Below are 23,507 nucleotides of genomic sequence, written 5' to 3' on the forward strand. Positions count from 1 at the left end.
GCTGGGCGGGCCCAGGCCGCATCCGGTGTAGCCGGGATTACCGGCACAGTGCGTACTTGTCCGCCGACCTACCCGCCCCGCGACGTGTGTACTGCCCGAGGCCCGCACTCCGGTGGGCCGCTTCCTCAGGGGGACACATGTTCGCATCAACAAGACGGGCCATCGCGCTCGCCGCCGCCATCTGCGTGGCGGGGATCGGCGCCGCGCTCGCCGCACCGGCGCACGCCGCGCCCGTGTACAAGGAGCTCGAATACCGTGGCAACAGCGCCAAGCTGGTCATGACCGCGGGCGCGAATCTCAACGGCTCCTTCGTCGTCCTGCGGCCCGACGTCAACAGCACGTTCGGCCAGTGGGCGCAGACGGCGACCGTCTCATCGGGCGGCGGGCAGCCCGCCTTCATCTACACGCTGCGGGCCAGCCTGGAGCTCGGGAACTCGCCGCTGTGCCTGACCGCCAAGAACACCGTGGAGGTGATCGTGGCTGCCTGCAACAACACCGACAGCCAGAAGTGGTATCACCCCACCGCGGTTTCGGGCCCCGGGGGCACCCTGCCGACCAAGAACGTCGCCACCTTCCGGCATCTGGGGCAGAGCCAGTCGTCCCAGGCGCCGTTGTCGCTGTTCGGGCCGATCGGCGTGCACTTCTGGGCCAAGCGCACCGTCTGAGCCGCGCTCCTGTGGCCAGGCGCTCCTCGAAGCGTGAGGGGCTCCTGGCCGCTCCGGGCCTGCCGCGCTCGCAAAAATCGCTTTTCCGATATTCCGGCTTTATGTTGCAATTCAGAGATGCAAACCATTCTTGCTCCGCGCGCGATCCGCCTGCGGCCCCGATGAGCGACCCCGCCGACCCTGTCGACCTCAAGGACGCAGAGGCCGTACTCGCCCACGTCCGGCTGGCGACTGATCCCGTCTTCTTCGCGAAAGTTCGCACCACATGGGAGTGAGGCAGCCCTGATGAGCGACGACGACCGGCTCCAGGACCTTGAGGCGCGGGTCACCGCCATCGAGGCCGCGCTCGCCGCCCCCGAGCCGTCGGCGGACGGCGACGACACCGGCCAGATCACCTATGGCGGCGAGGTCAGGCTCGGCGGCGGCCAGTGGTTGTGGGAGGTGGCCCGCAGCCCCGGCTGGCTGCTGCAGCAGCGGACCGGACCGCTCGCCGCCGTGCTGGCCGCCGCCGGGCACCCGGCGCGTTTCGAGATCCTGCAGTCGCTGGTCGCCGGGCCCAAGCCGGTCGCGGAACTGCAGGCCGAGCTGGCACTCTCCTCGCCCGGCCAGTTGTACCACCACCTCAAGACGCTGGCCTCGGCCGGGCTGGTCGAGCAGCCCGAGCGGGGCGTCTACCGTGTCCCGCCCTACGCGATCTTCCCCATCCTGGCTCTGGCCGCCGCCGCGATCGACGTGGTCGAGCGCTCCAAGGCGTCGGTGAGACCTCGCGATCTCGCCGACTGATCCGGCGGGAGCGTCAGGCCGCCTCGCTGGACGGGGTCGGCGGCGCAGGGACATGGGTCCGTTCGTGACGGCGTCAGGCGTAGTGGCGGAAGATGGCGCGGGCGACGCAGGCGGGCTTGGCGGAGCCGTCGACCTCGACGGTGAAGTCCAGGTGCATCTGCACGCCGTCGCCCGCCACGCCTTCGACCTCGGCGACCCGCCCGGCCAGCCGGATCCGGCCGCCGACCTTGACCGGGGCGGGGAAACGTACCTTGTCCAGGCCGTAGTTGATGCTCATCCGCACGCCCTGGATGTCCAGCAGCTCGCCGAACAGCGGGATGATCAGGGCCAGGGTGAGGTAGCCGTGGGCGATCGTGCCGCCGAAGGGGCCGTCCTTGGCGCGGTCGGGGTCGACGTGGATCCACTGGTGGTCGCCGGTGGCGTCGGCGAAGGTGTTCACCCGGTCCTGGGTGACCTCCAGCCAGCCGGAGTGGCCGAGGTCCGTGCCGGCCAGTGCCTTGATCTGGTCGAGCCCGTTGGCGGTGGTGGTCATGTGGCGCTCTCCTTGAGGCCGAGCAGGCGGACGGCGTTGTCCTTGAGGATCTTGGGGCGGACCTCGGGCTTGATGTCGAGCTTCGCGAAGTCGGCCAGCCAGCGGTCGGGGGTGATGACGGGGTAGTCCGAGCCGAACAGGACCTTGTCCCGCAGCAGCGAGTTGGCGTAGCGGACGAGCTGCGGCGGGAAGTATTTCGGCGACCAGCCGGACAGATCGATGTAGACCGACGGCTTGTGCGTGGCGACCGCCAGCGCCTCGTCCTGCCACGGGAACGACGGGTGCGCCAGGATGATCTTCAGGTGCGGGAAGTCCACGGCGACGTCGTCGACCAGCATCGGGTTGGAGTACTTGAGCCGGATCCCGGCCCCGCCGGGCACGCCGGCGCCGATCCCGGTCTGGCCGGTGTGGAACAGCGCGACCGCGCCCAGCTCCTCGATCACCTCGTACAGCGGGTAGGCCATCGGGTCGTCCGGCGCGAAGCCCTGGATGCTGGGGTGGAACTTGAAGCCGCGCACGCCGTGCTCCTCGACCAGGCGGCGGGCCTCGCGCGCGCCGGCGCGGCCCTTCCACGGGTCCACACTGGCGAACGGGATGAGCACGTCGGCGTGCTCGGCGCAGCTCTCGGCGATCTCCTCGTTGGAGATGCGCGGGTGGCCGGTGGCGTGCTCGGCGTCCACGGTGAACACCACCGCGGCCATCTTCCGCTCCCGGTAGTACGCGGCCATCTGCTCGATCGTGGGTCGCTCGTGCGCGCCGAAGTAACCGGCGGAGGCGCCGAACAGCTCAGGGGACAGGGACGTGTGGCCGTCCTTGGAGATTTCGGCGTGCGTGTGCACGTCGATGGCGGTCAGCTCGCCGACGTTCATGAGACCGGCGCCTTCGGCGCGGGGATGCCGTACGTCTCCGGCTCGACGTCGCTCCAGGCGCCGTCGCCCTGTGCACGGCCGAGATTTCGGCCCGCGCCGGTGACGACGACTACCTTGCCCGACACATCCATGTACGACACCTCGTCATGTAGTTGGGGACCACGGCTGGACGTATGACAGTTCCGTCACTGTCGTGAAAGCTTGCCTTACTAGTCCTCAACCCACGATAAGCAGCGTTTCTGTTGACGATCAATAGCAGGAGTCCGATCATCACAGACACTCCGCGTCCCACTTGCGCAAGGCCCGCGACTCGGATCGCTCTGCAACTGTCGTCGCGATCGTTTGAAGTAATGTCATATCTACGACTGCAGGTCTGTCAAGGTTCCCGGTGCGGAGAATGGAACAGCGCCCGCTGCCACGCGGGGTCACCGCGCAGCTGTCCGGGGCGCGGTGGTGCGGCTGCGCGTCAGGAGGACGTCAGATGGTCAGCGGGGGCCGAGGATCAGGCTGGTGCGGTGGTGAGTCACCAGCTCGGCCAGGCTCGGCTCGAACTCGGCGACGATCTGCTTGACCCGGAATTCGGCGAGCGGGCCCAAGGTGTCGTAGATCTCCACGAACACGGCCCTGGCCGCGCTCCTGGGCCAGTCGGCGGGCAGCAGCTCGGCGGGCAGGCCGGGGTCGTGGCTGGGGAAGGTGCGCCAGGTGTCCATGATCCCCGTACGCGCGACCAGCGCCTCGGACGCGCTCACCGCCCCCTTGCGGACGCGGTCCAGCAGCGGCGAGCACTGCGCCACGAACCCCTCATAGGTGCGCCGGAGCTGGTCGAAGTCCCACGCCTCCTGCGGGGCCCGCAGGCCGGCCAGGTCGAGCGCCCGGGCCCGGAAGATCGTGGACGTGGGCACCTCCAGCTCGGCGAGCACCGCCGCCGCGCCGTCGGCGTCCGCCGTGGGAGAGACCCACAACCCGTCGTAGAGCGGCGCGAAGCCGAGCCAGCGCAGGCGGGAACGGAGCGCGTGGCGCAGGTCGCGCTGCTCCTCGGAGATGGAGAACGCGGCCACCACCCAGGTGCCGTCCCACGCGCCCTGGTCCAGCCCGAAGGACATGATCCGCCGCCGTCCGTCCACCAGCACGGCGGCGGCCCGGTCGGTCAGCCGGTAGAAGGTGCGCCGCCCCGCCTTGGACGACTCCAGCAGCTCCCGCCGCGCCAGGCGGGAGAGCGCGGCCCTGGCCGCCACGGCGGACACGCCGAACTCCCCGGCCAGCCGCACCAGCGCGGCCGACGGCAACTGCTCGGGCCGGCTGATCCAGTAGTCGCCCAGCAGGGTCGTGATCAGATGCTGCGGGGGCGCGCCCACCTGGAAACGCGGAAGATCGACGTCGCCTGCCTCGGCCCCTGCACCCTCAGTCACGCTAGGAGTATATGGATAACGCTTACGCATACGCACGCAATGGATTCGTCGTACGTCTCCGGCCGGACGGAGCCCTACCGGAACGGACACCGCGCCGATCTCCGGCGTGCGCGCGCGCTCTCGACCGCGGTCGGATCCGATGTCCTGGTGCGGCGTGGCCATCAGGGCCTTTCCTCGCGGACTCGACGGGGACTCCACAACCCTGGACATTTATTGTTTCGTATGTCAACGATACGACGCTTATGTACGGACAGGGGCTACCGGCTGCGGGGCCGGGCGTCTTCGGCCAGCCCCGCCAGGAAGCGCCGGACCGCGCGGGGACTGCGCAACAGGTGGAGGTCGGCGCCAGGAGCGTGCGTGGTGATCGCCTGAATCAGCCGGGGCAGGCTGCGCCGCCGGTAGGTCCACACCCAGCGCCAGAAGTCGGCGCGTTCGCGGCCTCGCCGCACCGCCTGCCAGGCACAGCGCAGGAAGGAGAAGTCCAGCACGATGATGGTGTCGGCCCTCTGGAGCCGTACGTCGAGGGCGTGGTCGTAGGGACCGAGGTCGCCGTCCAGGATCCAGGCGTCCTGCTGGACCAGTCGCCGTTGACTCGCCGCCCACGGGACGGGAGCCGTCTCGGTGGGCCCAGGCTGCCAGAACAGCGTGTCCAGCTCGATGACGGGCAGTCGTGTCAGCTCGCCGAGACGGCGGGCGAGCATCGATTTGCCCGCGCCGCCACGACCGAGGATCACCACCCGTCTCACGCTCCCATGATGCCCCGCACGGCGGCGGGCGACGTTCCGTCTCAGGGGGATTCCGGGTGCGCGGACCGAAGGCGACAGCGGTGATCCACCTCACATGCGCGGCTGTCCCCGCGGGCCGGGTTGATTCGTCGGTGAGGTGTGACGACCACCACGGCGAAAGACGCGGCCATCCGGGCGGCCGCCTCGCGGCGTCCGGTGCCCCTCTGCCGGCCTCGGCACGGGCGTGCTCGCGGACGGCGCCGGGCACCTCGGCCCCACTCCGCCGGCGGGCTCGTCATCCACCCCGACCGCATCCACGCAGGAGGCACCATGACCACCCCGACCACGGCACCACAGTTCACCGATCCGGCGTCCGCGCAACGCCTGGAGAGGACGGCCGCCGCGCTGACGGCCAACGGCTTCGCCGTCGAGATCCTCGACGACGTCGCCGCCGCGCGTACCCGCATCAGGGATCTGATCCCCGCGGGCGCCAGCGTGCTGACCGCGGCCAGCGAGACCCTCCGCCTGTCCGGCATCGACGCGGACATCAACACCGGCGGGCAGTACCAGGCCGTCAAGCCACGCCTCCTGGCCATGGACCGCGTCACCTGCGCCGACGACATCCGGCGGCAGCTCGCCGGCCCCGACTTCGTCGTGGGCAGCGTCGCCGCGCTCACCGAAACCGGCTCCCTCGTGGCCGCCTCGGCCAGCGGAAGCCAGCTACCCGCCTACGCCGGCGGCGCCCGCGCGATCTGGATCGTCGGCGCCCAGAAGGTGGTTCCCGACCTGGACACCGCGCTGCGCCGCGTCCACGACCACGCCCTCCCTCTGGAGACCGCCCGAGCCCAGGGGGCCTACGGGCAGCCGAGCGCCGTCAACCGCCTGCTCATCCTCAACGCGGAACCCCACCCCGGGCGCGGCACCGTCCTGCTGCTCCGCGAAGCCATCGGGTTCTGAAACCCACCGGGAGTGATCCCGGTCCACACCACCGCTCACCCAGCGGGCTCCGGCCGGCTGTCCCGCCTCGTACCGGGCAGCCGGCTGTCCCGCCTCGCGCCGGGCGGCCGGCACCGCGCAGCTTCAGCCAGGCGCGGGGTGATGCCCTCACATGAACCGCTATCGTGCGGCCGTGACCCGTCCCACTCAGCGCCCGCTGCTCTTCCTCGACGTCGACGGACCGCTCATTCCCTTCGGCGCGGCTCCGGACGGGCACCCGACGTATCGGACGGGTCGCGAGCCAGGAGGGCCCGGCTCGAATCCGCTCCTGGCCAGGATCAATCCCGCGCACGGGCCCCGTCTGACGGCGCTGTCGTGCGATCTGGTCTGGGCCACGACCTGGCTGGATGATGCGAACGAGTGCGTCGCGCCGCTGCTGGGCCTGCCGAGGTTGCCCGTGGTGCCCTGGCGGGAGCCGTCCGACGTCGACGAACAGGACGCGCGGAACGGGATGCACTGGAAGACCCGCGCTCTCGTCGGCTGGGCGGCAGGGCGCTCCTTCGCCTGGGTCGACGATGAGATCACCGACATCGATCGAACCTGGGTAGCCGCGCACCACCGAGGACATGCCCTGCTCCATCGTGTCGATCCCGGCCGAGGTCTCGGGGACGCCGACTACGCCGCTCTGGACGAGTGGTCGCGCATGATGCGCGGCGACCCCGTCACCTGACCGCCGCCTTCTTGCGCCGAGGCTGATCATGCTTCAAAGTTAGGCACCGTAACTTACGGAAGGTCAACCCATGCGGACCGGCGGCCGTACGGCCAGCTTCACCCTTCATGACGTGATCGAGACTGGGACGCGCATCGGCCTGGTCGAGCTGAGCGTGCAGAGCGTGGCCCACGCGCTCGGCGTCACGGCCGCGGCGATCTACCGCCACGTGCCGAGCCGTTCGGTGCTGGAGCGTCTGGTCGGCGAGGCGGTCCTGGAGAAGCTGACGCTGGTCGACGACCCCGCCGAGCCGACCGTGGCCCACCTGGTCGGCTTCGCCGCGCAGTTGCGGCGCTTCACGCTCGGTCATCCGGGCACGGCGCAGTACATGCAGCGGCTGTTCCCGCGCGGGCCTTCGGGCGTCCGGCTGCTCGAGCACCAGATCACCGCCCTGGGCCGGCGCGGCTACGACCCGCCCGCCGCCGTCGTGCTCTCCTCCTCGATCGCCACCATGACCATCGGGGCCACCGTGGCCGAGCAGGAACGCGCGACCCTCTTCGACACCCCGGCCGTCGAGGAGGCGCATGCCGCGATGGCGAATTCCGCGCTCCTGCGGCAGGCCAACGCCGGCATCCCCGCACACACCCCGGAGGACTACTTCGTGTTCATGCTCAACGCGGCCGCCGAGGGGCTGGTCGCCCAGCTCCCGCCCGGCCGGCCGATCACGGTCCCGAGGGCGGCGTCCTGAACACCGCAAGGCACGATGCCGGGGACCGCGCCCTGAACGCCGCAAGGCACGAAGCCGAGGCCCGCGCCCTCAACACCGCGAGGCACGATGCCGGGGAGGCTCAGTGCCCGAGCCGCTGACTCTGCACCCGGAAGACCCCGCCGCCGTCGGGCCGTACCGTCTCATCGGGCGGCTCGGGACGGGCGGGCAAGGCGTGGTGTACGCGGGCCGCGGCCCCGGCGGCGCGCTCGTCGCGGTCAAGCTGCTGCATCCGCACCTGATCGCCGACGACGAAGCCCTGGCACGTTTCCTGCGCGAGGTGCGGACGGCCAAACGGGTGGCGCCGTTCTGCACGGCGCAGATGCTCGACTCCGGTTTCGTGGGGGCCAGGCCGTACATCGTCAGTGAGTTCGTGGACGGGCCCTCCCTGCAGGAGTCGGTCAAGGAGAGCGGGCCGCGCGGCGCGGCGGCGCTGCAGCGGCTGGCGATCAACACCGCGACGGCGCTGGCCGCGATCCACGCGGCCGGGGTGGTGCACAAGGACTTCAAGCCGGGCAACGTGCTGCTCGGTCCCGACGGGCCCGTGGTGATCGACTTCGGCATCGCCGTCGCCCTGGACCTGAGCCAGTCGGTCGTCAGCAGCCAGCCCATCGGCAGCCCCGCGTACATGGCGCCCGAGCAGATCGCGGGCGGTGACGTGGGGCCGCCCGCCGACCTGTTCGCCTGGGCCGCGACCATGTACTACGCGGCCACGGGACTGCGGGCCTTCGGCGGGGACAACATCCCCGCCACCCTGCACGCGGTCCTGCAGAGCGAGCCCGATCTGAGCCACTTCGAGGGGCCGCTGCGGCGGTTGCTGCAGGACTGCCTGGCCAAGGACCGAGCCCGGCGGCCGACCGCCGCCCAGGTGGTGGAACACCTCCGCGCGCTGCCGGCCCCCACCTGGCAGGACGCCGCCACCGGCACCCCCACCGGGCACCCGCCGGCCTTGAAGTCTTCAGGCCGCCGTGGTTTCGCCGTCGCCGCGGCGACCGCCGCCCTGATCCTCGCCGCCGGCATCGGCATCAGCGTGTACGCCCTGTCTCCCGCCACCGCCCAGCGGCAGGCGGCGGCGCCGACGGCGGACACCTCGGTTCCCCCATCGGCCTCTCCATCCACGACCACGACCGCGCCCACGATCGCGCCCATGCCCACCGCGCGCGAGCTGACCGCCAAGAAGATGCCGGACAAGGCGACCGACCTCGTTCCAGCGTCGCCCTCCAAGACGCCCCGCAGATCCACCGCCACCCCGACCCGTGACCGCGACTCGACGCCGGGCAGCAGCCCCACCACCGCGCCGAAGACACCCAAGGCGACTCCCAAGTCCACCCGACAGTCGTCCTCCAGCAAGGCCACCCCCAGCAAGACGACCGCCGGCAAGCCGTCCGTTCAGCCCTCCACGGGCACGGTCACGTGGACCGACGCCAGCGCGTACTGCAAGGCACAGGCGAACACGACGTTGTACAACGGAAACTGGTCCAACATGACCTGCATGGGCACCGACGTGCAGGTCACGGTGACGGCGCTGTGCCAGTGGAAGTATCCGGCCTACAGCAACGCTGTGGGCGACGCGCCGGCCAACACGTTCGCGCCGACGGCCAACTGCGCCTTGGCCTGACCGCTCGTCCAAGGATGACGGGGGGTCGCGGGCCCCGGCTCGATGCCGCCGGCCCCCGCGACAGCGACATCGAACAGGTCGAGCAGCAGACGATGCAAGCACTGCCTCACCGCGCCGTGTGGTCGTCGGCGAGCGGCATCAGCTCCCGGACGGTCCCGCCGCACGGTCATCGGCTGTGGTGATGAGGGCTCAGGCAACCGCGACCCGTCGTACGGTGACCGCCAACCGCGGGCTCGCTATCGCCGCAGGTGATGAGGCTAGCTGGGATTGCCCGTTTCCGCCGGCTCGCCGATCACCTTGACTCGTGGATGACACGTCGGCGCAGCTTGCGTCGCTGTCACCGTGAGGGGCTCGTGATGACCCTGGACGCCGAAGGAACGATCGTGACCGCGGGCCTCAACGGACAGGCCCCGCGCTGCCGGCACGTCGACATGCTCCGGGCCGTGGAGCACGGACCGCCCGAATGCAAGGAATGTCAGGCCCTCGGCCGGACCTGGACGAGGTTGCTGGTGTGCCTGACCTGCGGGTGGGTTGCCTGCTCCGACGATTCGCGCGGCGGCCACGCCAAGGCGCACTACCAGGAGACCGACCACCCGGTGGTCGCGGTCCTGGAGCCGGCGTCGACCTGGCGATGGTGCTACGTGCACCGGCGGACTGTCTGAAACGACGAAAAGAGACCCATGACCATTTCTGAACAGCCGGTGAGAGATCGGCAGGACTACGACGGCGTATCGCCGTTCCCCGGGGCCGAGCAGCACGCACCGGCCGGCAAGGCGCAGATCGGGCTGACGGCGGCGATCGTCGTGCTGCCGTTCGTCGCGCTCGGGGTCGCGATCTTCCTGTCGTGGGGGCGGGGAGTCGCGCTCACCGATCTGCTGCTGGCCGCGGTCAGCTACGTGGTGACCGGGCTGGGGGTGACGGTCGGCTTCCACCGGCTGCTCACCCACGGCTCCTTCACCGCCCGGCCGTGGTTGCGGATCGTCCTGGCGGTCGCCGGGTCGATGGGCTTCCAGGGCAACGTCATCGACTGGGTCGCCGTCCACCGCCGCCATCACGCCTTCACCGACCGGCCGGGGGATCCACACTCTCCCTACCGGTACGGCACCGGCCTGCGCGGGCAGCTCCGGGGGCTTGCCCATGCCCACCTGGGCTGGCTGTTCACCGCCGACCAGACCCCGGCCGCACGCTACGCGCCCGACCTGCTCTCCGACCCGGCCATGGCCAAGGTCGCGCGCGCCTTCCCCGCACTGTGCGTGGTGTCGCTGACGCTGCCGTTCCTGGCCGGGTGGGCGATCACCGGCACCCTGTACGGCGGCCTGACCGCGTTCCTGTGGGCCGGGCTGATCCGCGTCGCGCTGCTGCAGCACGTCACCTGGAGCGTCAACTCCCTGTGCCACCTGATCGGTAGCAGGCCGTTCAGGACCCGCCGCCATGACCGCTCCACGAACCTGTGGCCGCTGGCCCTGCTGTCCTTCGGCGAGAGCTGGCACAACGGCCACCACAGCGAGCCCACCTGTGCCCGCCACGGCCTGCGCCGCGGCCAGATCGACCCGTCCGCCGGAGTGATCCGCCTGTTCGAGCGGGTGGGCTGGGCACGTGACGTGCGCTGGCCCGGCCACGACCGCGTCCAACGCCACCGAACCGGCGGCCCTCCGCAAGCCCGCGTCCCAGCAGAACACCGCACGGCCGAGCCGAGCGGCGAAAGGAAGTCGCGATGAGTCTCCGTTGGGAGATCAACAACAAGGTACAGGCGCTCAAGGGCTGGATCAGGCGGCTCCTCGGCCGCGCCACCGCCACCCGGCGCCGGCCGAGCGCAGGCACGACCGATCGGGTCGTGGTTGATCTGCGGCAGTCCGGCGGGAAGGTCAAGGACCCCTCCGTGGACTGATCACCATGCCGGGCGCCCCTGCCCGGCGAATGGCGCCGACGCTTCTCCAAGACTCCACATTTCACCAGGCATCTAGAGTGGAGGAAGACGACCTGGATCGGCGCCGCCGGTTCGGGGAGGGGTGGCGGGCATGGAGTTACGTCAACTGCGTTATTTCGTGACGCTGGCCGAAGAGTTGCACTTCGGCCGGGCCGCCGCCCGCGAGCACATCGTGCAGTCGGCGCTGAGCCAGCAGATCCAGCGGCTGGAGCGCGAGCTGGGGGTGCGGCTGCTGGATCGCGACACCCACCACGTCGCCCTGACCCCGTCGGGCACGGCCTTCCTCGTCGAGGCGCGCCAGATCCTCGATCATGTGGGCCGCGCCGGGCAGGCCGCGCGCAACGCCGTCGCGTCAGCGCCCACGCTGCGTGCCGGCATCATCGACGCCGGCTACGACTCCATGCCGCAGATCCTGCGCGAACTCCAGCGCGGCCACCCCGATCTCACGATCCACTCAGTCGAAGCGGGCACCCCCGAGCAGTATCGGCAGCTGGCCGACGGGCGGCTGGACATCGGCATCGGACCCACCTCGCAGAGCTGGCCAGAGGTGGCATCCAAGCTGATCAGACTCGATCCGCTCGGCGTGCTGGTGCCCGACGACCACCGTTTCGCGGGCATGGACGGCGTTCCCGTCGCCGCCCTCGCCGACGAGCTCCTGCTGCTCGGCGAGGAATCCCAGACGCCGGAGCTCAACCGGTTCGTCGTCGAACTGTGCCGCTCGGCCGGGTTCGCGCCGACCATCTACGAGGGCACCGTCGAAAGCACCCGCGCCGCCGCCGACCTCGTACTCCAGCACCGCTGCGTGCACTGCGTGCCCGCCTCCTTCCGCACCTCCAACCGGCCGGGCACCACCTGGCGGCCCCTGATCGAACCCACCATGCACTACCGCTGGTCACTCCTGTGGCACGACGCCAACCCCTCCCCCCACATCGCCACCGTCATCGACAGCGCCAGGCAACTCGCCGAGCGGCTCGGGTGGCTGGAACCCATGGCTCAGCCTCCCCTCGCACCACCGGCGCCATCCGGTCTCCTGCCCGACGGCGATCCGACCGGCTGATCGCCTTGACAGCCGCAGGGTCGGCGTGCGGCCCGGCCGTGACCTGTCAGCGCAGAGCGCACAGCTCCACCGGGCCCTCCGTGCCCGCGCACGGCCTGAACCCGGCCTCGGTCAGCCGCACCCGGGCCAGGCTGTGGGTGCGGACGAACTGGAGGAACGACGCCGTCAGCGACCCCGCCGGCGGCCGGCTCCCGGTGTAGAGGTACTCCACGGTCCAGAACGGGTAGCCGGCCTCCACCGCGGTGGAGGCGTCGAACGCCTTGCCGTCCAGGGTCAGCGCCGTGATGCTGCCCGCGCGGCGCGCGTCCGCGACCGAGGCCGCGTCGGCATAGCCGATGGCCCCCGGGATCGTGCTGATCTTGTCGAGGACCTCGGCGTTGTTGTCGCGTTCGCAGCGGATCACGGGTGCGCGGCGGTTGCGCTCCTTTTCCAGGCACTCGTCGGAGGAGAGCACGTTCTCGCCGGTGCCGAGCACCCGCTCCTCGAACAGGTGCCGGGTCCCGGAAGCCTGCCCGCGGCCGACGAACCGGATGGGCAGCGACGGCCCCTCCGGGCGGATCTGCTTCCAGTCCGTCCAGGTGCCCTTGTTGATCTTGCGTAGATCGTCGAGGGTCAGCGCGGTGAGCCCGACGCCGCTGTTCACCACCACGTAGTAGACGACGATCGCCAGCTTCTCCCCGTGCAGCCGGTCGTGATAGTTGCTCTTGCCGTCCGAAAGCGCGATGAGCCCGTCCGGTCGCGCCGGATCGGACTCCAGCGCACCGCGTACGCCGCTCAGCGACCCGTTGGCCTGGGTGGTGATCCGGACGTCGTCCCCGCAGACCTTGGCGTACTCGTCCGCGATCGCCCGCATCGTGGACATCAGCACGCTCGACCCCTCGACCCGCAGCTCGCCGGACGCGCACGCGATGGATCGGCCGGGCGGCCGGGAAAGCTGGCTGAGCACCAGGACCAGGCTCAGCAGGATGACCAGGGTCGTGCTGACCCGCGGCAGCGTGAGGCGGCGGGCCAGGCGCTCGTCCTTGATCAGGCCGGCGTCCTTGAGCTTGCCGACGTGGTGCACGATCTTGGTGATGTCGTCGTCACCGCCGGGACCGGCTTCCCGCAGCACGACGACGAGTTTGGCCTTCTGCCCGCGTTTGAGCGCCAGCCGGTCCATCCGCACGCCGTGCCACTCGGGCTCGGCGGCCTCCTGGTTCGGTGTGCCGCCGACCCAGCGTGCCATCCGGTCGGAAAGGCGCCACCGACGCGCCCCCTTCGGCCAAACTGGTTCAATTCTCGTCTTGCTGCTGCGCGAAGACCGCGACTCGCCATTCGTTCACAGAAAGTTCGATCACCAGAAACTTCCGATAATAGGAATTGGTGGCTTTTGTGCTTTTTGCCCTTTTCGGCGAGTCAGGCTGGGGGGCAGACGTCCTCATAGCCCTGGGGCCGCGATCACCGCACCGATCGCCGCGCTCAGCAACAGGGTCGCGCCCATGATCGGCCCGGCCACTCGACTGCCCGGTGTGGTGGTGCCGCGCAGGCGTGGTGCCACCGCACCGAGCGCGGCCAGGACGCCGAACCAGGCGTACTTTCCCGCCAGCGCACTCGGCTGATCCCAGTTCGCAGCGGTCAGCACCCCGAAAGCAACGGCGATCCCGACGCCCAGGACCGACCCCGCACCCAGCCAGATCCGCCAGCGCCGGGGCGGGTCCTCCTGGGACCAGCCGAACCACACGAACGACATCAGCCCGAACCACGCCGTCGTGAAGCACTGGTCGCGTAAGAACTCCGTCAGCATCTGCGCTCTTTTCCCATCAGCAGGCGGTCGGTGGGGGAAGCAGCACGTTCATATCCCAGATGCCGCACGGCGTCGTGCTGGGGATCAGGGCGCGGTGTCGGCGAGCTCGACGAAGGGGGCCAGCTCCCACGGGTCGTGGGCGCTGAAGACGCTGACCTGGTCACCGTGGTCGCGCACCAGCTCCCGCAGCCGGGCGTGGGAGCCGAGCCGCAGATCGTGGTGCACCTCCGAGGTGGTCTGGACGAAGTCGAGCAGCGGGTGCGGGTGGGGGTCGGGCTGGAGCTCGCGGTGGTAGTAGTAGGCGTCGCCCGCGTGCAGCAGCCAGCGGTCACCGTCCCGGACGGCCACCCCGGTGTGGCCGTGGGTGTGGCCGCCGAGCGGGATCAGCAGGATGCCCGAGAGCCCCTGCACCGGCAGGGCGTCGAATCCGAACCACTGCTCGGCGGGCCGGGCGACGGTGTAGGTGACCCAGTGCGGGCCGTGCGCCCAGTGCGCCGGGCGGTAGCGGAAGCTGGGCGCCTCGGCCAGCGCGGCGTCGAGTTCGGCGGCCATGACGTGGACCTGGGCGCCGGGGAAGTCGGGCAGGCCGCCGCAGTGGTCCACGTCCAGGTGGGTCACGACGATGTGCCGCACGTCGGCGGGATCGTGGCCCAGACGTTCGATCTGCCGGATGGCGGTCTCCCGCTCGTCGAGCAGCGGCTGGGCCATCTCGACCCAGTCGGCTCCCAGGGTGCCCGCGGGGTCGCGCACGTCGTCCACGCCGAGGCCGGTCTCGACCAGCACCAGGCCGTCGGCGTCGGTCTCGATCAGCAGGCAGTGGTTGACCGCGTGCGCGGGTGCCGGCCCCTCGTAGGTGGCCTCGATCTCGCGCACCGATCCGCAGTTGAGGTGGTGGATCCGCATGACGGCACCCTTTCTTTAGCGTACGAACGTTCGTCAGTTTTTGGCGAACGATCGGTAGGTTATGCTCGCTTCATGAGCCCGCGCAAGTCCGTCGTCGAAACGGCCGCCACCCGCACCCGCATCGTCGAGTGCGCCCTGGTCTCGGCCTCGGCCGACGGCCTGGAAGGTGTCACGATCGGCCGCCTGGCCGGCGCACTGGACATGAGCAAGGCCGGCGTGATCGGTCATTTCGGCACCAAGGAGGCCCTGCAACTGGCCGTCATCGACGCCGCCGCCGACAGGTTCGTCCGGCGGGTGCCCGCACGGGTGGTGGGCGCGCGGCCGGGGGCCGAACGGCTGGCGCGCGCGTTCGGCGAATGGTTCGACTACATGGCCGACGACCACGGCGGCTGCCTCCTCACCGCGGTCGCCACCGAGTTCGACGACCGCCCCGGCCCGGTCAGGGACGCCGTCCTCGCCGCCCTGTCCCGCTGGTCGGCCTACGTCCTGGACGAGCTCGCCGCCGCCATCGATTCCGGCGAGCTCCCCCGCGACACCGACCCCGGCCAGCTCGCGTTCGAGCTCAACGGTGTCGCCCTGGCCACCGCGCAGGCCGTGCGGCTGCACCACGACCCGCTGGCCGCCACCCGCGCCCGCCGCGCACTGGCCCGCCTCCTGGCCGGAGAACGGGACTAGCGCTCGTTCACGGCCTCGACGAGGCGGCGGATCTCGCCGACGATGAGGCCGGGTTCGGTGAGGGACGTAGTGGCCGGACTCGTTTCCGCCCCGGCATGTCCCCATCTAAGTAATGCACCGAAACTTAGGCTAAGGTGACCGTACCATCGGGCGATGATCAAGGCGATCGCTCGGTGGGTGTGCGATGCGAGGCGGACTCCGAGGAACGGTGGATGCGCGTGGCCGAGGCGAGAGGCGTGTTGCTGCCCGCCTATGTGGTGGCGGACGAGTCGGCGTCGATGGGCCCGTACTACCAGGATCTGTCCGGCGGGCTGGCGGCGCTGTGCGACGGATTACGCGCGGAGCCGATGATCGCGGCGAAGGTGCGGCTGGCGATCCTCGGGTTCTCCGACGACGTGCAGGTACGGCAGGGGCTGAGCGACATGCGGACGGTCGAGAGGCTGCCGCAGCTCGCCGTCCGCAGGGCGACCAGCTATGGTGCGGCCTTCGCCGACCTGGCGCAGCGCATCCCCCACGACGTGCGGATGCTCAAGAACGACGGTTACCAGGTGCACCGTCCGGTGGCGTTCTTCCTGAGCGACGGCCAGCCCACGGACGGCCGGCACTGGCACGACCCGCACCGGACGCTCGTCGACCGGAACGTGTCGCCCTTCGCGCCCAACATCATCGCCTGCGGGATCGGGTCGGCGCGGGCCGACACCATGCTGCAGGTGGCGACCCGCCGGGAGTTCGCCTTCGTCGCGCTGCCCAGCGCCGACATCGGCAGGGCGATCGCGGAGTTCTTCCACGCGCTGACGGCGAGCCTGGTCGCATCCGGCCGTGCCCTGGCCGGCGGCGACCCGCAGCTCGTCGTGAACCGGCCGGACCAGTTCCGCCTGGCGATCGACGAGATCTGACGGCGGCACGAGCTCAGGAGGCCGGTCACGTGCAGCGCGTACGACCACAAGCCGATGGTCGCGTCCAGCCCTGGCGACGAGTCGTCATCGACATCCCCGGCCTGGAGTTCGAGCCGGCCCCACCACGCGTGCTCGGAGGCACGTGCCCCGACGTCGAATGCGACGGGTGGTCCACCTCGCGGGTGACGCTCCGATCGGCTTCCGTGCGGGGCGAACGGCACCGCTACTACCGCCAGCCCCGGCAGGACGCCACCTTCGCCGTGGCCCATGAGGAGTCGGGCGCCGTGGTGTTCGCCGTGGCCGACGGGCTGTCCAGCGCCACGGCGGCGACGATCGGCGCGGCCGAGGCGTGCCGGGCGGCGGTCTGGGCCATGTACGCCCAGCTCGGCGAGGGCCGTCCCGGCCCCGACTTCCCCGCGGTCGTCCGGCACGCGGCGCGGACGCTGCACCGGCAGGCGGCCACGATGTCGCGGCAGGAGCCGGACCTGGCACAGGTGGAGGAGCTTCTCGCCACCACCCTCGTCGCGGGGACGGCCCGCCCCGGGGCCGACGGCATCGAGGTGTCCCTGTTCCGGGTCGGCGACTCGGGCGCCTGGGCCCTCGACCTGACCGGGCCCCGGTTCCGTCCCCTGTTCGGCGCGAAGACCGAGGGAGACGTCGTCCCCAGCTCGGTCACCGCCCTGCCCAGGGTGCCGCCGGAGCTGGAGCAGTGGTCCGGCACGGTGGTGCCCGGCGAGGTGTTCCTGATCGGGACCGACGGGTTCGGCGATCCGCTCGGAGACGGCGACGGCCAGGTCGGCGCGCTGTTCGCCGAGCACCTGGCCACACCGCCGTCCCCGCCGTGGCTGGCCCACCTGCTCGACTTCTCGCGGGAGACCTTCGACGACGACAGAACCTTGCTGGCCCTGTGGCCACGGAGCGGGGCACGATGATCCAGGCGAACGGCGTCACCCTCACTCTCGGCCGGCGCCTCGGTCAGGGCGGCCAGGGGACGGTCCACGAGATACTCGACCACAAGATCAACGGCCAGTGGGACGTCGCGTACAAGGCCTACGATCCCGACGTCCTGTCCCGGCTCGACCTCGCCGCCCTCACCGCGATGACGGGCCTGATCGGCCGGCTCCCGGGGTGGGACGCGGCGTGGTTGTGCGACAAGACGGCCTGGCCCGCCGAGCTGGTGGAGCAGGACGGCGTCGTCACCGGCTTCCTGATGCGGTCCGTGCCCTACGGATTCTCCTTCGATCTGCGGACCCTGTCGGGCTCGGAGCGCAAACTGGCCACGTGGGAGTTCCTGCTCAACGACGACGCCTACGTCGGCGGCATCGGCCTGCGGATCAGCGAACGCGACCGCCTGCTGCTGCTGGCCGACCTGGCCGACACGCTCACCCGCCTGCACACGATGGACATCATCGTGGGCGACCTGTCGCCCAAGAACCTGCTGTTCTCGACCGAGGCGTCACCGGCGTGCTTCCTCATCGACTGCGACGCGATGCGGCTGGCCGGCGCGGAGGCGTTACCCCAGGTGGAGACCCCGGACTGGCAGATCCCCGCCGACGAGCAGAAGGGCACGCCGCAGAGCGACGCCTACAAGTTCGCGCTGCTGGTCATCCGTGTCTTCGCGCGCGACCAGACCTCCACCCACCTCGGCCCGCTGGCCGCCGTCAGCACCGCACTGGCCGACCTCGCGACGGCGGCGCTGCAGCGGCCCCCGCTTGAGCGGCCCCTTCCGGGACAGTGGGCCGTACAACTGCGACAGGCCGCGCTCACGGCCGCCACCATGCCCACCATGCCCGCAGCGCCCACCGCCGTGCTGCCGCCGCCCTTTCCCCCGGCACCGCCCTTCGCCTCCGGGTCACCGCCGCACCCTCGCCCCGGCCTCACCCCCGCGACGAAGATCGGCCTCGGCATCGGCGCGGGAGTGCTCGGCCTGGTGCTCGCCGTGGCGCTCGTGGTGGCCACGGTGGCCGTGCTCTCCGTGGACCCCGCCGCCGAGAGCTCGTACCTGTCGTCCTCCGGCACGCCGTCCGCGTTCACCGAGCCCTCCACCACCTACTCCCCCGACCCGTGGCCGTCGGCCTCCACCGAGCCGTCCCCGTCGCCGTCGGAGGAGCCCACCGAAGATCCGTTCAGCACCGCCGACCTCGATGCTCAGAGCACCGACCCGACCCCGATCACCACGGGGGCGCTGCTCGCGGATTCCTTCACGAGCGCCAAGGGTGTGCGCTACAACCTCAAGGCGGGCAGTTCGGGCAAGTGCCCGGACTCCTATCACAACAGCAGTGTCCGCAGCGCCCTGCGCAAGGCGCACTGCAGCAAGATGATCAAGGGTGTCTACGTCAACCCCCACGCGGCGGCGAACAGGCGGATCATGGTGTCGGTGTGGGTCGTCCCGTTGAAGAACGACAGCCGGGCCGACACCTTGTACGGGCGGACCAGCGACGCCTACGCGGAGGCCTGGGGCATCGTCTGCCCCAAGAAGGGCGCGGGTTCCGGCCTCTGCCATTCGAGTAGCTGGCTCCGAGCCCGGTTGTACGGCTGGACCGGGTCCACGCACCGTTATGTGATCCACACCATGGCCATCTACACGAATCGCAGCAACGGTTCGAGCACCGTGCCGTGGCTCAAAGACGCCTCCAAGGCGGCCTACCACGCGGTCGGGCCCATGGTCTACCACGACGGAGACTGAGCCGCGGCCCTCAAGGATGCGGCTCGACCGGGCCGAACGCGGCGCGGGTGTCGATGACCTTGCCGAACCGGACCCAGCGGTCGCCCTCGAAGCGCGTGAGCTGCATCGACTCGATCGGGAACCCGTCGTCGGGCCCCGTGGAGAGCGTGATGCCGGGCAGGAGCAGGTCGAGCTCGACGTCGGCCAGGCCGCGCATCGCGTCGCGCAGCCCCTCCCGGGACGGGCACCGCATATGTTCGAGCGCCTTGACGAAGGCCTGCGCCGCCGTCCAGCCGAAGACGGTCTGCTGGCCGGCGGGGTCGGCCTCGGGCGCGTACCGTGCCATCGCGGCCACGTAGGTGCGCATGCCCTGGTCGTCGGCCCACTCCGGCGCGCCGGGCTCCTTCTGGAACCCGGCGCTCACGACCCCCTGGACGTTCTGGTAGCCGACCGGCTTCAGGACGGCGGGCGAGGCGGCCACGCCGTTGACGATGTGCAGCGGGTTCCAGCCGGTCATGGCCGCGTCGGCGGCCAGCGCCTGGGCGGCGAACTTCGGCGTGCTGACGTCGAGCAGGACGTCGGCCCCGGAGGCGGCGAGGTTGGCCAGCTGGCCCTGCACGCTCGGGTCGGTCACCTCGTAGCTCAGCGCGGTCACGATCCGCACGGACGTGCCGGCGATCGCCTGGCGGAAGCCGTCGAGCAGGTCGTGGCCGAAGTCGTCGTTCTGGTACAGCACCGCGACCCTGGCCTCGGGCCTGGCCTCGGCCAGGTAGCGGGCGTAGACGCGGGCCTCGGCGACGTAGCTGGGCTGGAAGCCGATCGTCCAGGGGCGCCCGGTGTCGCTGCCCCACCGGGTGGCGCCGGTGGCGACGAACGCCTGCGGCACCCCCCACCGGCCGGCGTACTCGCGCACGGCGGCCGTCGAGGGGGTGCCGAGCGTCTGGAACAGCGCGAACACCCGGTCGTGCAGCACCAGGCGGCGGGCCTCCTCGACCGCGCGGGCGGGCTGGTAGGCGTCGTCGCGGACGAGGAACTCGATCCGCCGCCCGTGGACGCCGCCGCGCGCGTTGACGTGGTCGAACTGGGCGCGGACGCCCTGGGCGACCGCCGCGTAGGCGGAGGCGGGCCCGGACAGCGGGTAGATGCCGCCGACCTTGACGGAGGCGTCGGTGATCCCGGTGGCCACCTGCCCCGCGCAGTCGCCGGTGAGCGTGACCTCGCCGGCGGCCAGGCGGCAGCCCGTCGCCAGGAGGAGGAGCAGCCCGGCGAGACACCGGGTGAGCGGCCCGCCTTTCACGTGCGCCTCCCGACCACGCCCCAGGCGGCCTTGCGCAACAGGCCGGTGAGACCTGTGGGCGCCGCGTAGACGACCAGGAGGATCAGCAGGCCCGAGACGATGCCCGGGGCCGCGGGGTTGAGCCCCTGGGCGACGGCGGGCACGCCCATCACGACGAACGCGCCGAGCAGCGGCCCGGCCAGCGTGGCCGGGCCGCCGATGACCACCCCGGCGAGCAGGGTGATCGACAGGCTGAGGGTGAAGGAGTCCGGGGAGACGAAGCCGACCGTCCAGGTGTAGAGGGCGCCCGCCGTGCCCGCGTACATGGCGCTCCAGGCGAAGGCGTGCGTCATGTGGGTGGCGGGGCGCATGCCGAGCACCTCGGCCGCCGCCCGGTGCTCCTTGATCGCGGTGAGCGCCCGGCCGCCGCGCGAGGCCGTCAGGTTGCGGATGCCCGTGAACGCGGTGACGGCCACCGCGAGCACGAGGAAGTAGAGCCACTGGTCGTCGTCCAGCACAGGCGCCCGCGGGGTCTCCACGGGCATCCCCATCGCCCCGCCGGTGATCGCCGGAAAGCGTTTGAGCAGGGGCGGCAGCACGACGGCGACCGCGAAGGTCACCATGGCCAGGTAAAGGCCGCGCAGCCGGAGCGCGGGCAGCCCGGCCGCCCAGCCGAGCGCGAAGGTGAGCAGCGCCGCGACGGGCAGGGTCAGCGGGTACGGCAGGCCGAGCTGCGCGATCATGACGGCCGCCGTGTACGCGCCGACGCCGAAGAACGCGCCATGGCCCAGGGAGATCTGCCCGCCGTGCCCGACCACCAGGTCCAGGCCGAGCAGCGCGATGGCGTAGATCAGCACCAGGGTGGCCTGGAACAGCGGGTACGGCGGCAGCACGAACGGCAGCGCCACGGCGGCCACCGCCACCGCGCCCAGCCCGGCGCGCCGCCACGGCCACGTCTGCCGCCGGTCACCGGCCACCTGACCGACGGGCAGCCTGCGGTGACCGGCCGCGACCGTGTTCACGCCCGCTCCACGGGCGCCGAGCCGAATAGGCCCTGCGGTCGCAGGAGCAGCACCGCGACGATGAGCACCAGCGGCACCGCGATCTTCAGATCTGCTCCGACGAAGCCGAGGTACGTGCCCGCCAGGGTCTCGGTGACGCCGACGATCAGCCCGCCGGCGACCGCGCCCAGCGCGCTGTCGAAGCCGCCGAGCGTGGCGGCGGCGAAGGAGTAGACCAGCACGCCGGTCATCATGGAGGGCTCCAGGAAGAGGATCGGAGCGAGCAGGACGCCGGAGACCGCGCCGACGGCCGAGGCGGCGCCCCAGCCCAGGGCCAGCACGCGTCCGACCCGGACCCCCGACAACCGGGCCGAACGCGGGTCCGCGGCGACGGCGCGCATCACCAGGCCGAGGCCGGTGCGGCGGACCAGCAGGGCCACCGCGCCGAGCACCAGCCCGGCGACGCACGCGGCCGCGAGCGCGGCGGCCCCGGCCGGGCCGTCGGGGAACGGGCTGGGAAAGGAGCGCAGGGCCGAGGTCCACACCAGCGCGGCGATCGCGTTCACCAGGACGTACAGGCCGATCGTCGTCACCACGAGCGCGGTCTCGCCCGCGCCCTTCTCCACCCGCCGGATGACGGCCCGCTCGGTCACGACTCCGGCCAGGAACGCGATGGCGACGGTGACGGGCAGCGCCACCCAGTACGGCATGCCGGAGTCGACCAGTTGCCAGGCCACGTAGGTGGCGAGCATGGCCAGCTCGCCCTGCGCGAAGTTCACGATGCCGGTGAACCGGTAGGTGAGCACCAGGGCCAGCGCGAGGGCGGCGTATCCCGCGCCCGCGCCCAGCCCTTCCATCATCTGCTGGAAGAACACCTGGTCACCACCCCCGGCGGGCCCGCAGGTCGGCGATCCGGCCCGACTCGACGAGATAGGCCCGGTGCGCCACCTCCAGCGCCGCCGCCACGTTGTGCTCGACGATGATCATGATGGTTCCCTCGTGCCTGTTGATGGCGTGGATGGTGCCGAACAACCTGCTTCTGGCCTGCGGCGCCAGGCCGCGCGTGGGCTCGTCCAGGAGCAGCAGCCGCGGCCTGGCCACTAGCGCCCGGCCGATGGCCAGCATCCGCTGCTCCCCGCCGCTCAGCGTGCCGGCGGGCCGGCCCAGGTGCGCCTGGAGGACGGGGAAGTAGGTGAACACCCGCGCCACGTCCTCGCTGACGCCGCCGCGCGGCCGCCGGCGGGCCTGTGCCCCGACGCGCAGGTTCTCCTCCACGGTGAGCGGCCCGAACGTGCCGCCCTCCTGGGTGACGTGGGCGACGCCGAGCCTGGCGATCTCCTCGGGCGCGCGGCCCAGCAGCGCGACCCCGTCGAGGGTGGCCGCCCCGCGCCCGCCGACCAGCCCGGACAGCGCGCGCAGCAGCGTGGTCTTGCCCGCGCCGTTGGGACCGAGCAGCACCACGATCTCGTTGTCGCCGGCGACGAGGTCGACGCCGTGCAGCACCCGGGCCGCGCCGTAGCCGGCGCGCAGCCCCCGCACGTCGAGGCCGCTCACCGGACCACCCCCATGCAGGCGGCGATGACGCCCGGGTCCTGCCGGACCGCGCCGACCGGGCCGTCAGCGATCTTCCGGCCCAGCTCAAGGCAGACGATCCGGCGGCACAGTGCGAGAACGAAGTCCATGTGGTGCTCCACGACGATGATCGTGACGCCGCTTTCGCGGTGGATCTGGCTGATCAGGGTGGCGAGCGCCGGCACCTCGCCGGGGGCGAGCCCGCTCGCGGGCTCGTCGAGCAGCAGCAGCCGCGGGCCGGACGCCAGCGCCCGCGCGATCTCGGCCCGTTTCGTCAGCCCGTACGGCAGGCCGCCGGCCGGATGGTCGGCGTAGTCCGCCAGGCCGAACCGGTCCAGCAGCGTGTCGGCCATGGCCCGCAGCCGCCGTTCCTCGCCCGTGGCCCGGCCGAGCGCCGCGGCCCAGAACCCCGCCCGGCCGTGCCGGTGCGCGCCGGTCATGACGTTCTCGCGCACCGACAGGCCGGGGAACAGGGCGGTGTTCTGGAAGGTACGGGCGATGCCGCGTTCGGCCACGAGGTGGGCGGGCAGGCGGGTGAGGTCCTCGCCGCCGAGGCGCATCGAGCCTTCCTGCGGCCCGCACCGCCTGGTCAGGCAGTCGAACAAGGTGCTCTTGCCCGCGCCGTTGGGCCCGATGACCCCCAGGAGCTCACCCTGCCGGACGGACAGATCGATGCCCGACAGGGCGGCGACCCCGCCGAACCGCACGGTGAGCCCGCCGACCTCCAGTAACGCGGCCAC

Annotated in this window: 27 protein-coding genes; 14 read left to right on the top strand and 13 right to left on the bottom strand. The window is 71.5% G+C overall.

Annotated features, from left to right (window positions below):
* Positions 1 to 137: 137 nt before the first annotated feature.
* Together ACWD0F_RS38945 and ACWD0F_RS38950 are read left to right on the top strand one after the other, a co-directional pair.
* Positions 138 to 665 carry a hypothetical protein gene (locus ACWD0F_RS38945; RefSeq protein ID WP_449885560.1) on the top strand — a complete coding sequence of 176 codons (528 nt, stop codon included), beginning with the start codon at positions 138 to 140 and terminating at the stop codon, positions 663 to 665.
* A gap of 285 nt (positions 666 to 950) precedes the next feature.
* A complete protein-coding gene (locus ACWD0F_RS38950; RefSeq protein ID WP_449885562.1) occupies positions 951 to 1,448 on the top strand; it encodes an ArsR/SmtB family transcription factor in 498 nt (165 codons plus the stop codon).
* A 73-nt stretch (positions 1,449 to 1,521) separates the two neighbouring features.
* Here ACWD0F_RS38950 and ACWD0F_RS38955 read toward each other — a convergent pair whose 3' ends face one another.
* The 5 genes from ACWD0F_RS38955 to ACWD0F_RS38975 form a co-directional block, all read right to left on the bottom strand.
* The gene (locus ACWD0F_RS38955; RefSeq protein ID WP_449885565.1) at positions 1,522 to 1,980 is read right to left on the bottom strand and encodes a MaoC family dehydratase; all 459 of its coding nucleotides are present in this window, start codon (positions 1,978 to 1,980) and stop codon (positions 1,522 to 1,524) included.
* Positions 1,977 to 2,849 (bottom strand): amidohydrolase family protein, encoded by an 873-nt coding sequence (locus ACWD0F_RS38960; protein WP_449885567.1) that lies wholly within the window; start codon positions 2,847 to 2,849, stop codon positions 1,977 to 1,979. The genes ACWD0F_RS38955 and ACWD0F_RS38960 overlap by 4 nt, the downstream gene beginning before the upstream one ends.
* Positions 2,846 to 2,980 (bottom strand): hypothetical protein, encoded by a 135-nt coding sequence (locus ACWD0F_RS38965; RefSeq protein ID WP_449885569.1) that lies wholly within the window; start codon positions 2,978 to 2,980, stop codon positions 2,846 to 2,848. Before ACWD0F_RS38965 ends, ACWD0F_RS38960 begins: the two co-directional genes overlap by 4 nt.
* 354 nt (positions 2,981 to 3,334) lie before the next feature.
* The gene (locus ACWD0F_RS38970) at positions 3,335 to 4,258 is read right to left on the bottom strand and encodes a PaaX family transcriptional regulator (RefSeq protein WP_449885571.1); all 924 of its coding nucleotides are present in this window, start codon (positions 4,256 to 4,258) and stop codon (positions 3,335 to 3,337) included.
* Positions 4,259 to 4,515: 257 nt separating this feature from the next.
* A complete protein-coding gene (locus ACWD0F_RS38975; protein ID WP_449885574.1) occupies positions 4,516 to 5,004 on the bottom strand; it encodes a hypothetical protein in 489 nt (162 codons plus the stop codon).
* Positions 5,005 to 5,313: 309 nt separating this feature from the next.
* Here ACWD0F_RS38975 and ACWD0F_RS38980 point away from each other — a divergent pair, with 309 nt between their 5' ends.
* The 8 genes from ACWD0F_RS38980 to ACWD0F_RS39015 all read left to right on the top strand — a co-directional run bounded on the left by ACWD0F_RS38980 (position 5,314) and on the right by ACWD0F_RS39015 (position 11,996).
* Positions 5,314 to 5,940 (top strand): LUD domain-containing protein, encoded by a 627-nt coding sequence (locus ACWD0F_RS38980; RefSeq protein ID WP_449885576.1) that lies wholly within the window; start codon positions 5,314 to 5,316, stop codon positions 5,938 to 5,940.
* A gap of 172 nt (positions 5,941 to 6,112) precedes the next feature.
* Positions 6,113 to 6,649 carry an HAD domain-containing protein gene (locus ACWD0F_RS38985; RefSeq protein ID WP_449885578.1) on the top strand — a complete coding sequence of 179 codons (537 nt, stop codon included), beginning with the start codon at positions 6,113 to 6,115 and terminating at the stop codon, positions 6,647 to 6,649.
* A gap of 112 nt (positions 6,650 to 6,761) precedes the next feature.
* On the top strand, positions 6,762 to 7,376 hold the full coding sequence (locus tag ACWD0F_RS38990) for a TetR/AcrR family transcriptional regulator C-terminal domain-containing protein (protein ID WP_449885580.1): 615 nt from the start codon (positions 6,762 to 6,764) through the stop codon (positions 7,374 to 7,376).
* A gap of 103 nt (positions 7,377 to 7,479) precedes the next feature.
* The gene (locus ACWD0F_RS38995; protein ID WP_449885583.1) at positions 7,480 to 9,012 is read left to right on the top strand and encodes a protein kinase domain-containing protein; all 1,533 of its coding nucleotides are present in this window, start codon (positions 7,480 to 7,482) and stop codon (positions 9,010 to 9,012) included.
* A 356-nt stretch (positions 9,013 to 9,368) separates the two neighbouring features.
* Positions 9,369 to 9,674 (top strand): UBP-type zinc finger domain-containing protein, encoded by a 306-nt coding sequence (locus ACWD0F_RS39000; protein WP_449885585.1) that lies wholly within the window; start codon positions 9,369 to 9,371, stop codon positions 9,672 to 9,674.
* Between the two features lie 18 nt (positions 9,675 to 9,692).
* Positions 9,693 to 10,730 (top strand): acyl-CoA desaturase, encoded by a 1,038-nt coding sequence (locus ACWD0F_RS39005; RefSeq protein ID WP_449885588.1) that lies wholly within the window; start codon positions 9,693 to 9,695, stop codon positions 10,728 to 10,730.
* Positions 10,727 to 10,900 (top strand): hypothetical protein, encoded by a 174-nt coding sequence (locus ACWD0F_RS39010; protein WP_449885591.1) that lies wholly within the window; start codon positions 10,727 to 10,729, stop codon positions 10,898 to 10,900. The genes ACWD0F_RS39005 and ACWD0F_RS39010 overlap by 4 nt, the downstream gene beginning before the upstream one ends.
* Positions 10,901 to 11,030: 130 nt before the next feature.
* Complete coding sequence (locus ACWD0F_RS39015; RefSeq protein WP_449885594.1) at positions 11,031 to 11,996, top strand: LysR family transcriptional regulator; 966 nt, start codon at positions 11,031 to 11,033, stop codon at positions 11,994 to 11,996.
* 46 nt (positions 11,997 to 12,042) lie between these two features.
* Here the strand turns inward: ACWD0F_RS39015 and ACWD0F_RS39020 are convergent, their stop codons facing one another.
* The 3 genes from ACWD0F_RS39020 to ACWD0F_RS39030 all read right to left on the bottom strand — a co-directional run bounded on the left by ACWD0F_RS39020 (position 12,043) and on the right by ACWD0F_RS39030 (position 14,682).
* Positions 12,043 to 13,221: a PstS family phosphate ABC transporter substrate-binding protein gene (locus tag ACWD0F_RS39020; protein ID WP_449885597.1), complete on the bottom strand. Its 1,179-nt coding sequence runs from the start codon at positions 13,219 to 13,221 to the stop codon at positions 12,043 to 12,045.
* A 192-nt stretch (positions 13,222 to 13,413) separates the two neighbouring features.
* On the bottom strand, positions 13,414 to 13,779 hold the full coding sequence (locus ACWD0F_RS39025) for a hypothetical protein (protein WP_449885599.1): 366 nt from the start codon (positions 13,777 to 13,779) through the stop codon (positions 13,414 to 13,416).
* 84 nt (positions 13,780 to 13,863) lie between these two features.
* Entirely contained in the window at positions 13,864 to 14,682 is an 819-nt protein-coding gene (locus tag ACWD0F_RS39030) for an MBL fold metallo-hydrolase (RefSeq protein ID WP_449885601.1), read from the bottom strand.
* 72 nt (positions 14,683 to 14,754) lie between these two features.
* Between ACWD0F_RS39030 and ACWD0F_RS39035 the strand changes: the two genes are divergently transcribed.
* From ACWD0F_RS39035 to ACWD0F_RS39050, 4 genes are all read left to right on the top strand, one after another.
* Positions 14,755 to 15,357 carry a TetR/AcrR family transcriptional regulator gene (locus tag ACWD0F_RS39035; protein WP_449885603.1) on the top strand — a complete coding sequence of 201 codons (603 nt, stop codon included), beginning with the start codon at positions 14,755 to 14,757 and terminating at the stop codon, positions 15,355 to 15,357.
* Between the two features lie 212 nt (positions 15,358 to 15,569).
* Positions 15,570 to 16,253 carry a vWA domain-containing protein gene (locus ACWD0F_RS39040; RefSeq protein ID WP_449885606.1) on the top strand — a complete coding sequence of 228 codons (684 nt, stop codon included), beginning with the start codon at positions 15,570 to 15,572 and terminating at the stop codon, positions 16,251 to 16,253.
* Positions 16,254 to 16,282: 29 nt separating this feature from the next.
* A complete protein-coding gene (locus ACWD0F_RS39045) occupies positions 16,283 to 17,185 on the top strand; it encodes a protein phosphatase 2C domain-containing protein (RefSeq protein ID WP_449885609.1) in 903 nt (300 codons plus the stop codon).
* Positions 17,182 to 18,939 carry a hypothetical protein gene (locus ACWD0F_RS39050; protein WP_449885611.1) on the top strand — a complete coding sequence of 586 codons (1,758 nt, stop codon included), beginning with the start codon at positions 17,182 to 17,184 and terminating at the stop codon, positions 18,937 to 18,939. Before ACWD0F_RS39045 ends, ACWD0F_RS39050 begins: the two co-directional genes overlap by 4 nt.
* Before the next feature lie 10 nt (positions 18,940 to 18,949).
* Here the strand turns inward: ACWD0F_RS39050 and ACWD0F_RS39055 are convergent, their stop codons facing one another.
* The 5 genes from ACWD0F_RS39055 to ACWD0F_RS39075 are packed head-to-tail and all read right to left on the bottom strand — an operon-like array spanning position 18,950 to position 23,507.
* Positions 18,950 to 20,215: an ABC transporter substrate-binding protein gene (locus ACWD0F_RS39055; RefSeq protein WP_449885613.1), complete on the bottom strand. Its 1,266-nt coding sequence runs from the start codon at positions 20,213 to 20,215 to the stop codon at positions 18,950 to 18,952.
* Entirely contained in the window at positions 20,212 to 21,216 is a 1,005-nt protein-coding gene (locus ACWD0F_RS39060) for a branched-chain amino acid ABC transporter permease (protein ID WP_449885616.1), read from the bottom strand. Before ACWD0F_RS39060 ends, ACWD0F_RS39055 begins: the two co-directional genes overlap by 4 nt.
* The gene (locus ACWD0F_RS39065; RefSeq protein WP_449885618.1) at positions 21,213 to 22,070 is read right to left on the bottom strand and encodes a branched-chain amino acid ABC transporter permease; all 858 of its coding nucleotides are present in this window, start codon (positions 22,068 to 22,070) and stop codon (positions 21,213 to 21,215) included. The genes ACWD0F_RS39060 and ACWD0F_RS39065 overlap by 4 nt, the downstream gene beginning before the upstream one ends.
* A gap of 4 nt (positions 22,071 to 22,074) precedes the next feature.
* Positions 22,075 to 22,749, bottom strand: a complete 675-nt coding sequence (locus ACWD0F_RS39070; RefSeq protein WP_449885621.1) for an ABC transporter ATP-binding protein — start codon at positions 22,747 to 22,749, stop codon at positions 22,075 to 22,077.
* Positions 22,746 to 23,507 carry an ABC transporter ATP-binding protein gene (locus ACWD0F_RS39075; protein WP_449885623.1) on the bottom strand — a complete coding sequence of 254 codons (762 nt, stop codon included), beginning with the start codon at positions 23,505 to 23,507 and terminating at the stop codon, positions 22,746 to 22,748. Before ACWD0F_RS39075 ends, ACWD0F_RS39070 begins: the two co-directional genes overlap by 4 nt.

The organism is Nonomuraea sp. NPDC002799, from assembly GCF_053592075.1.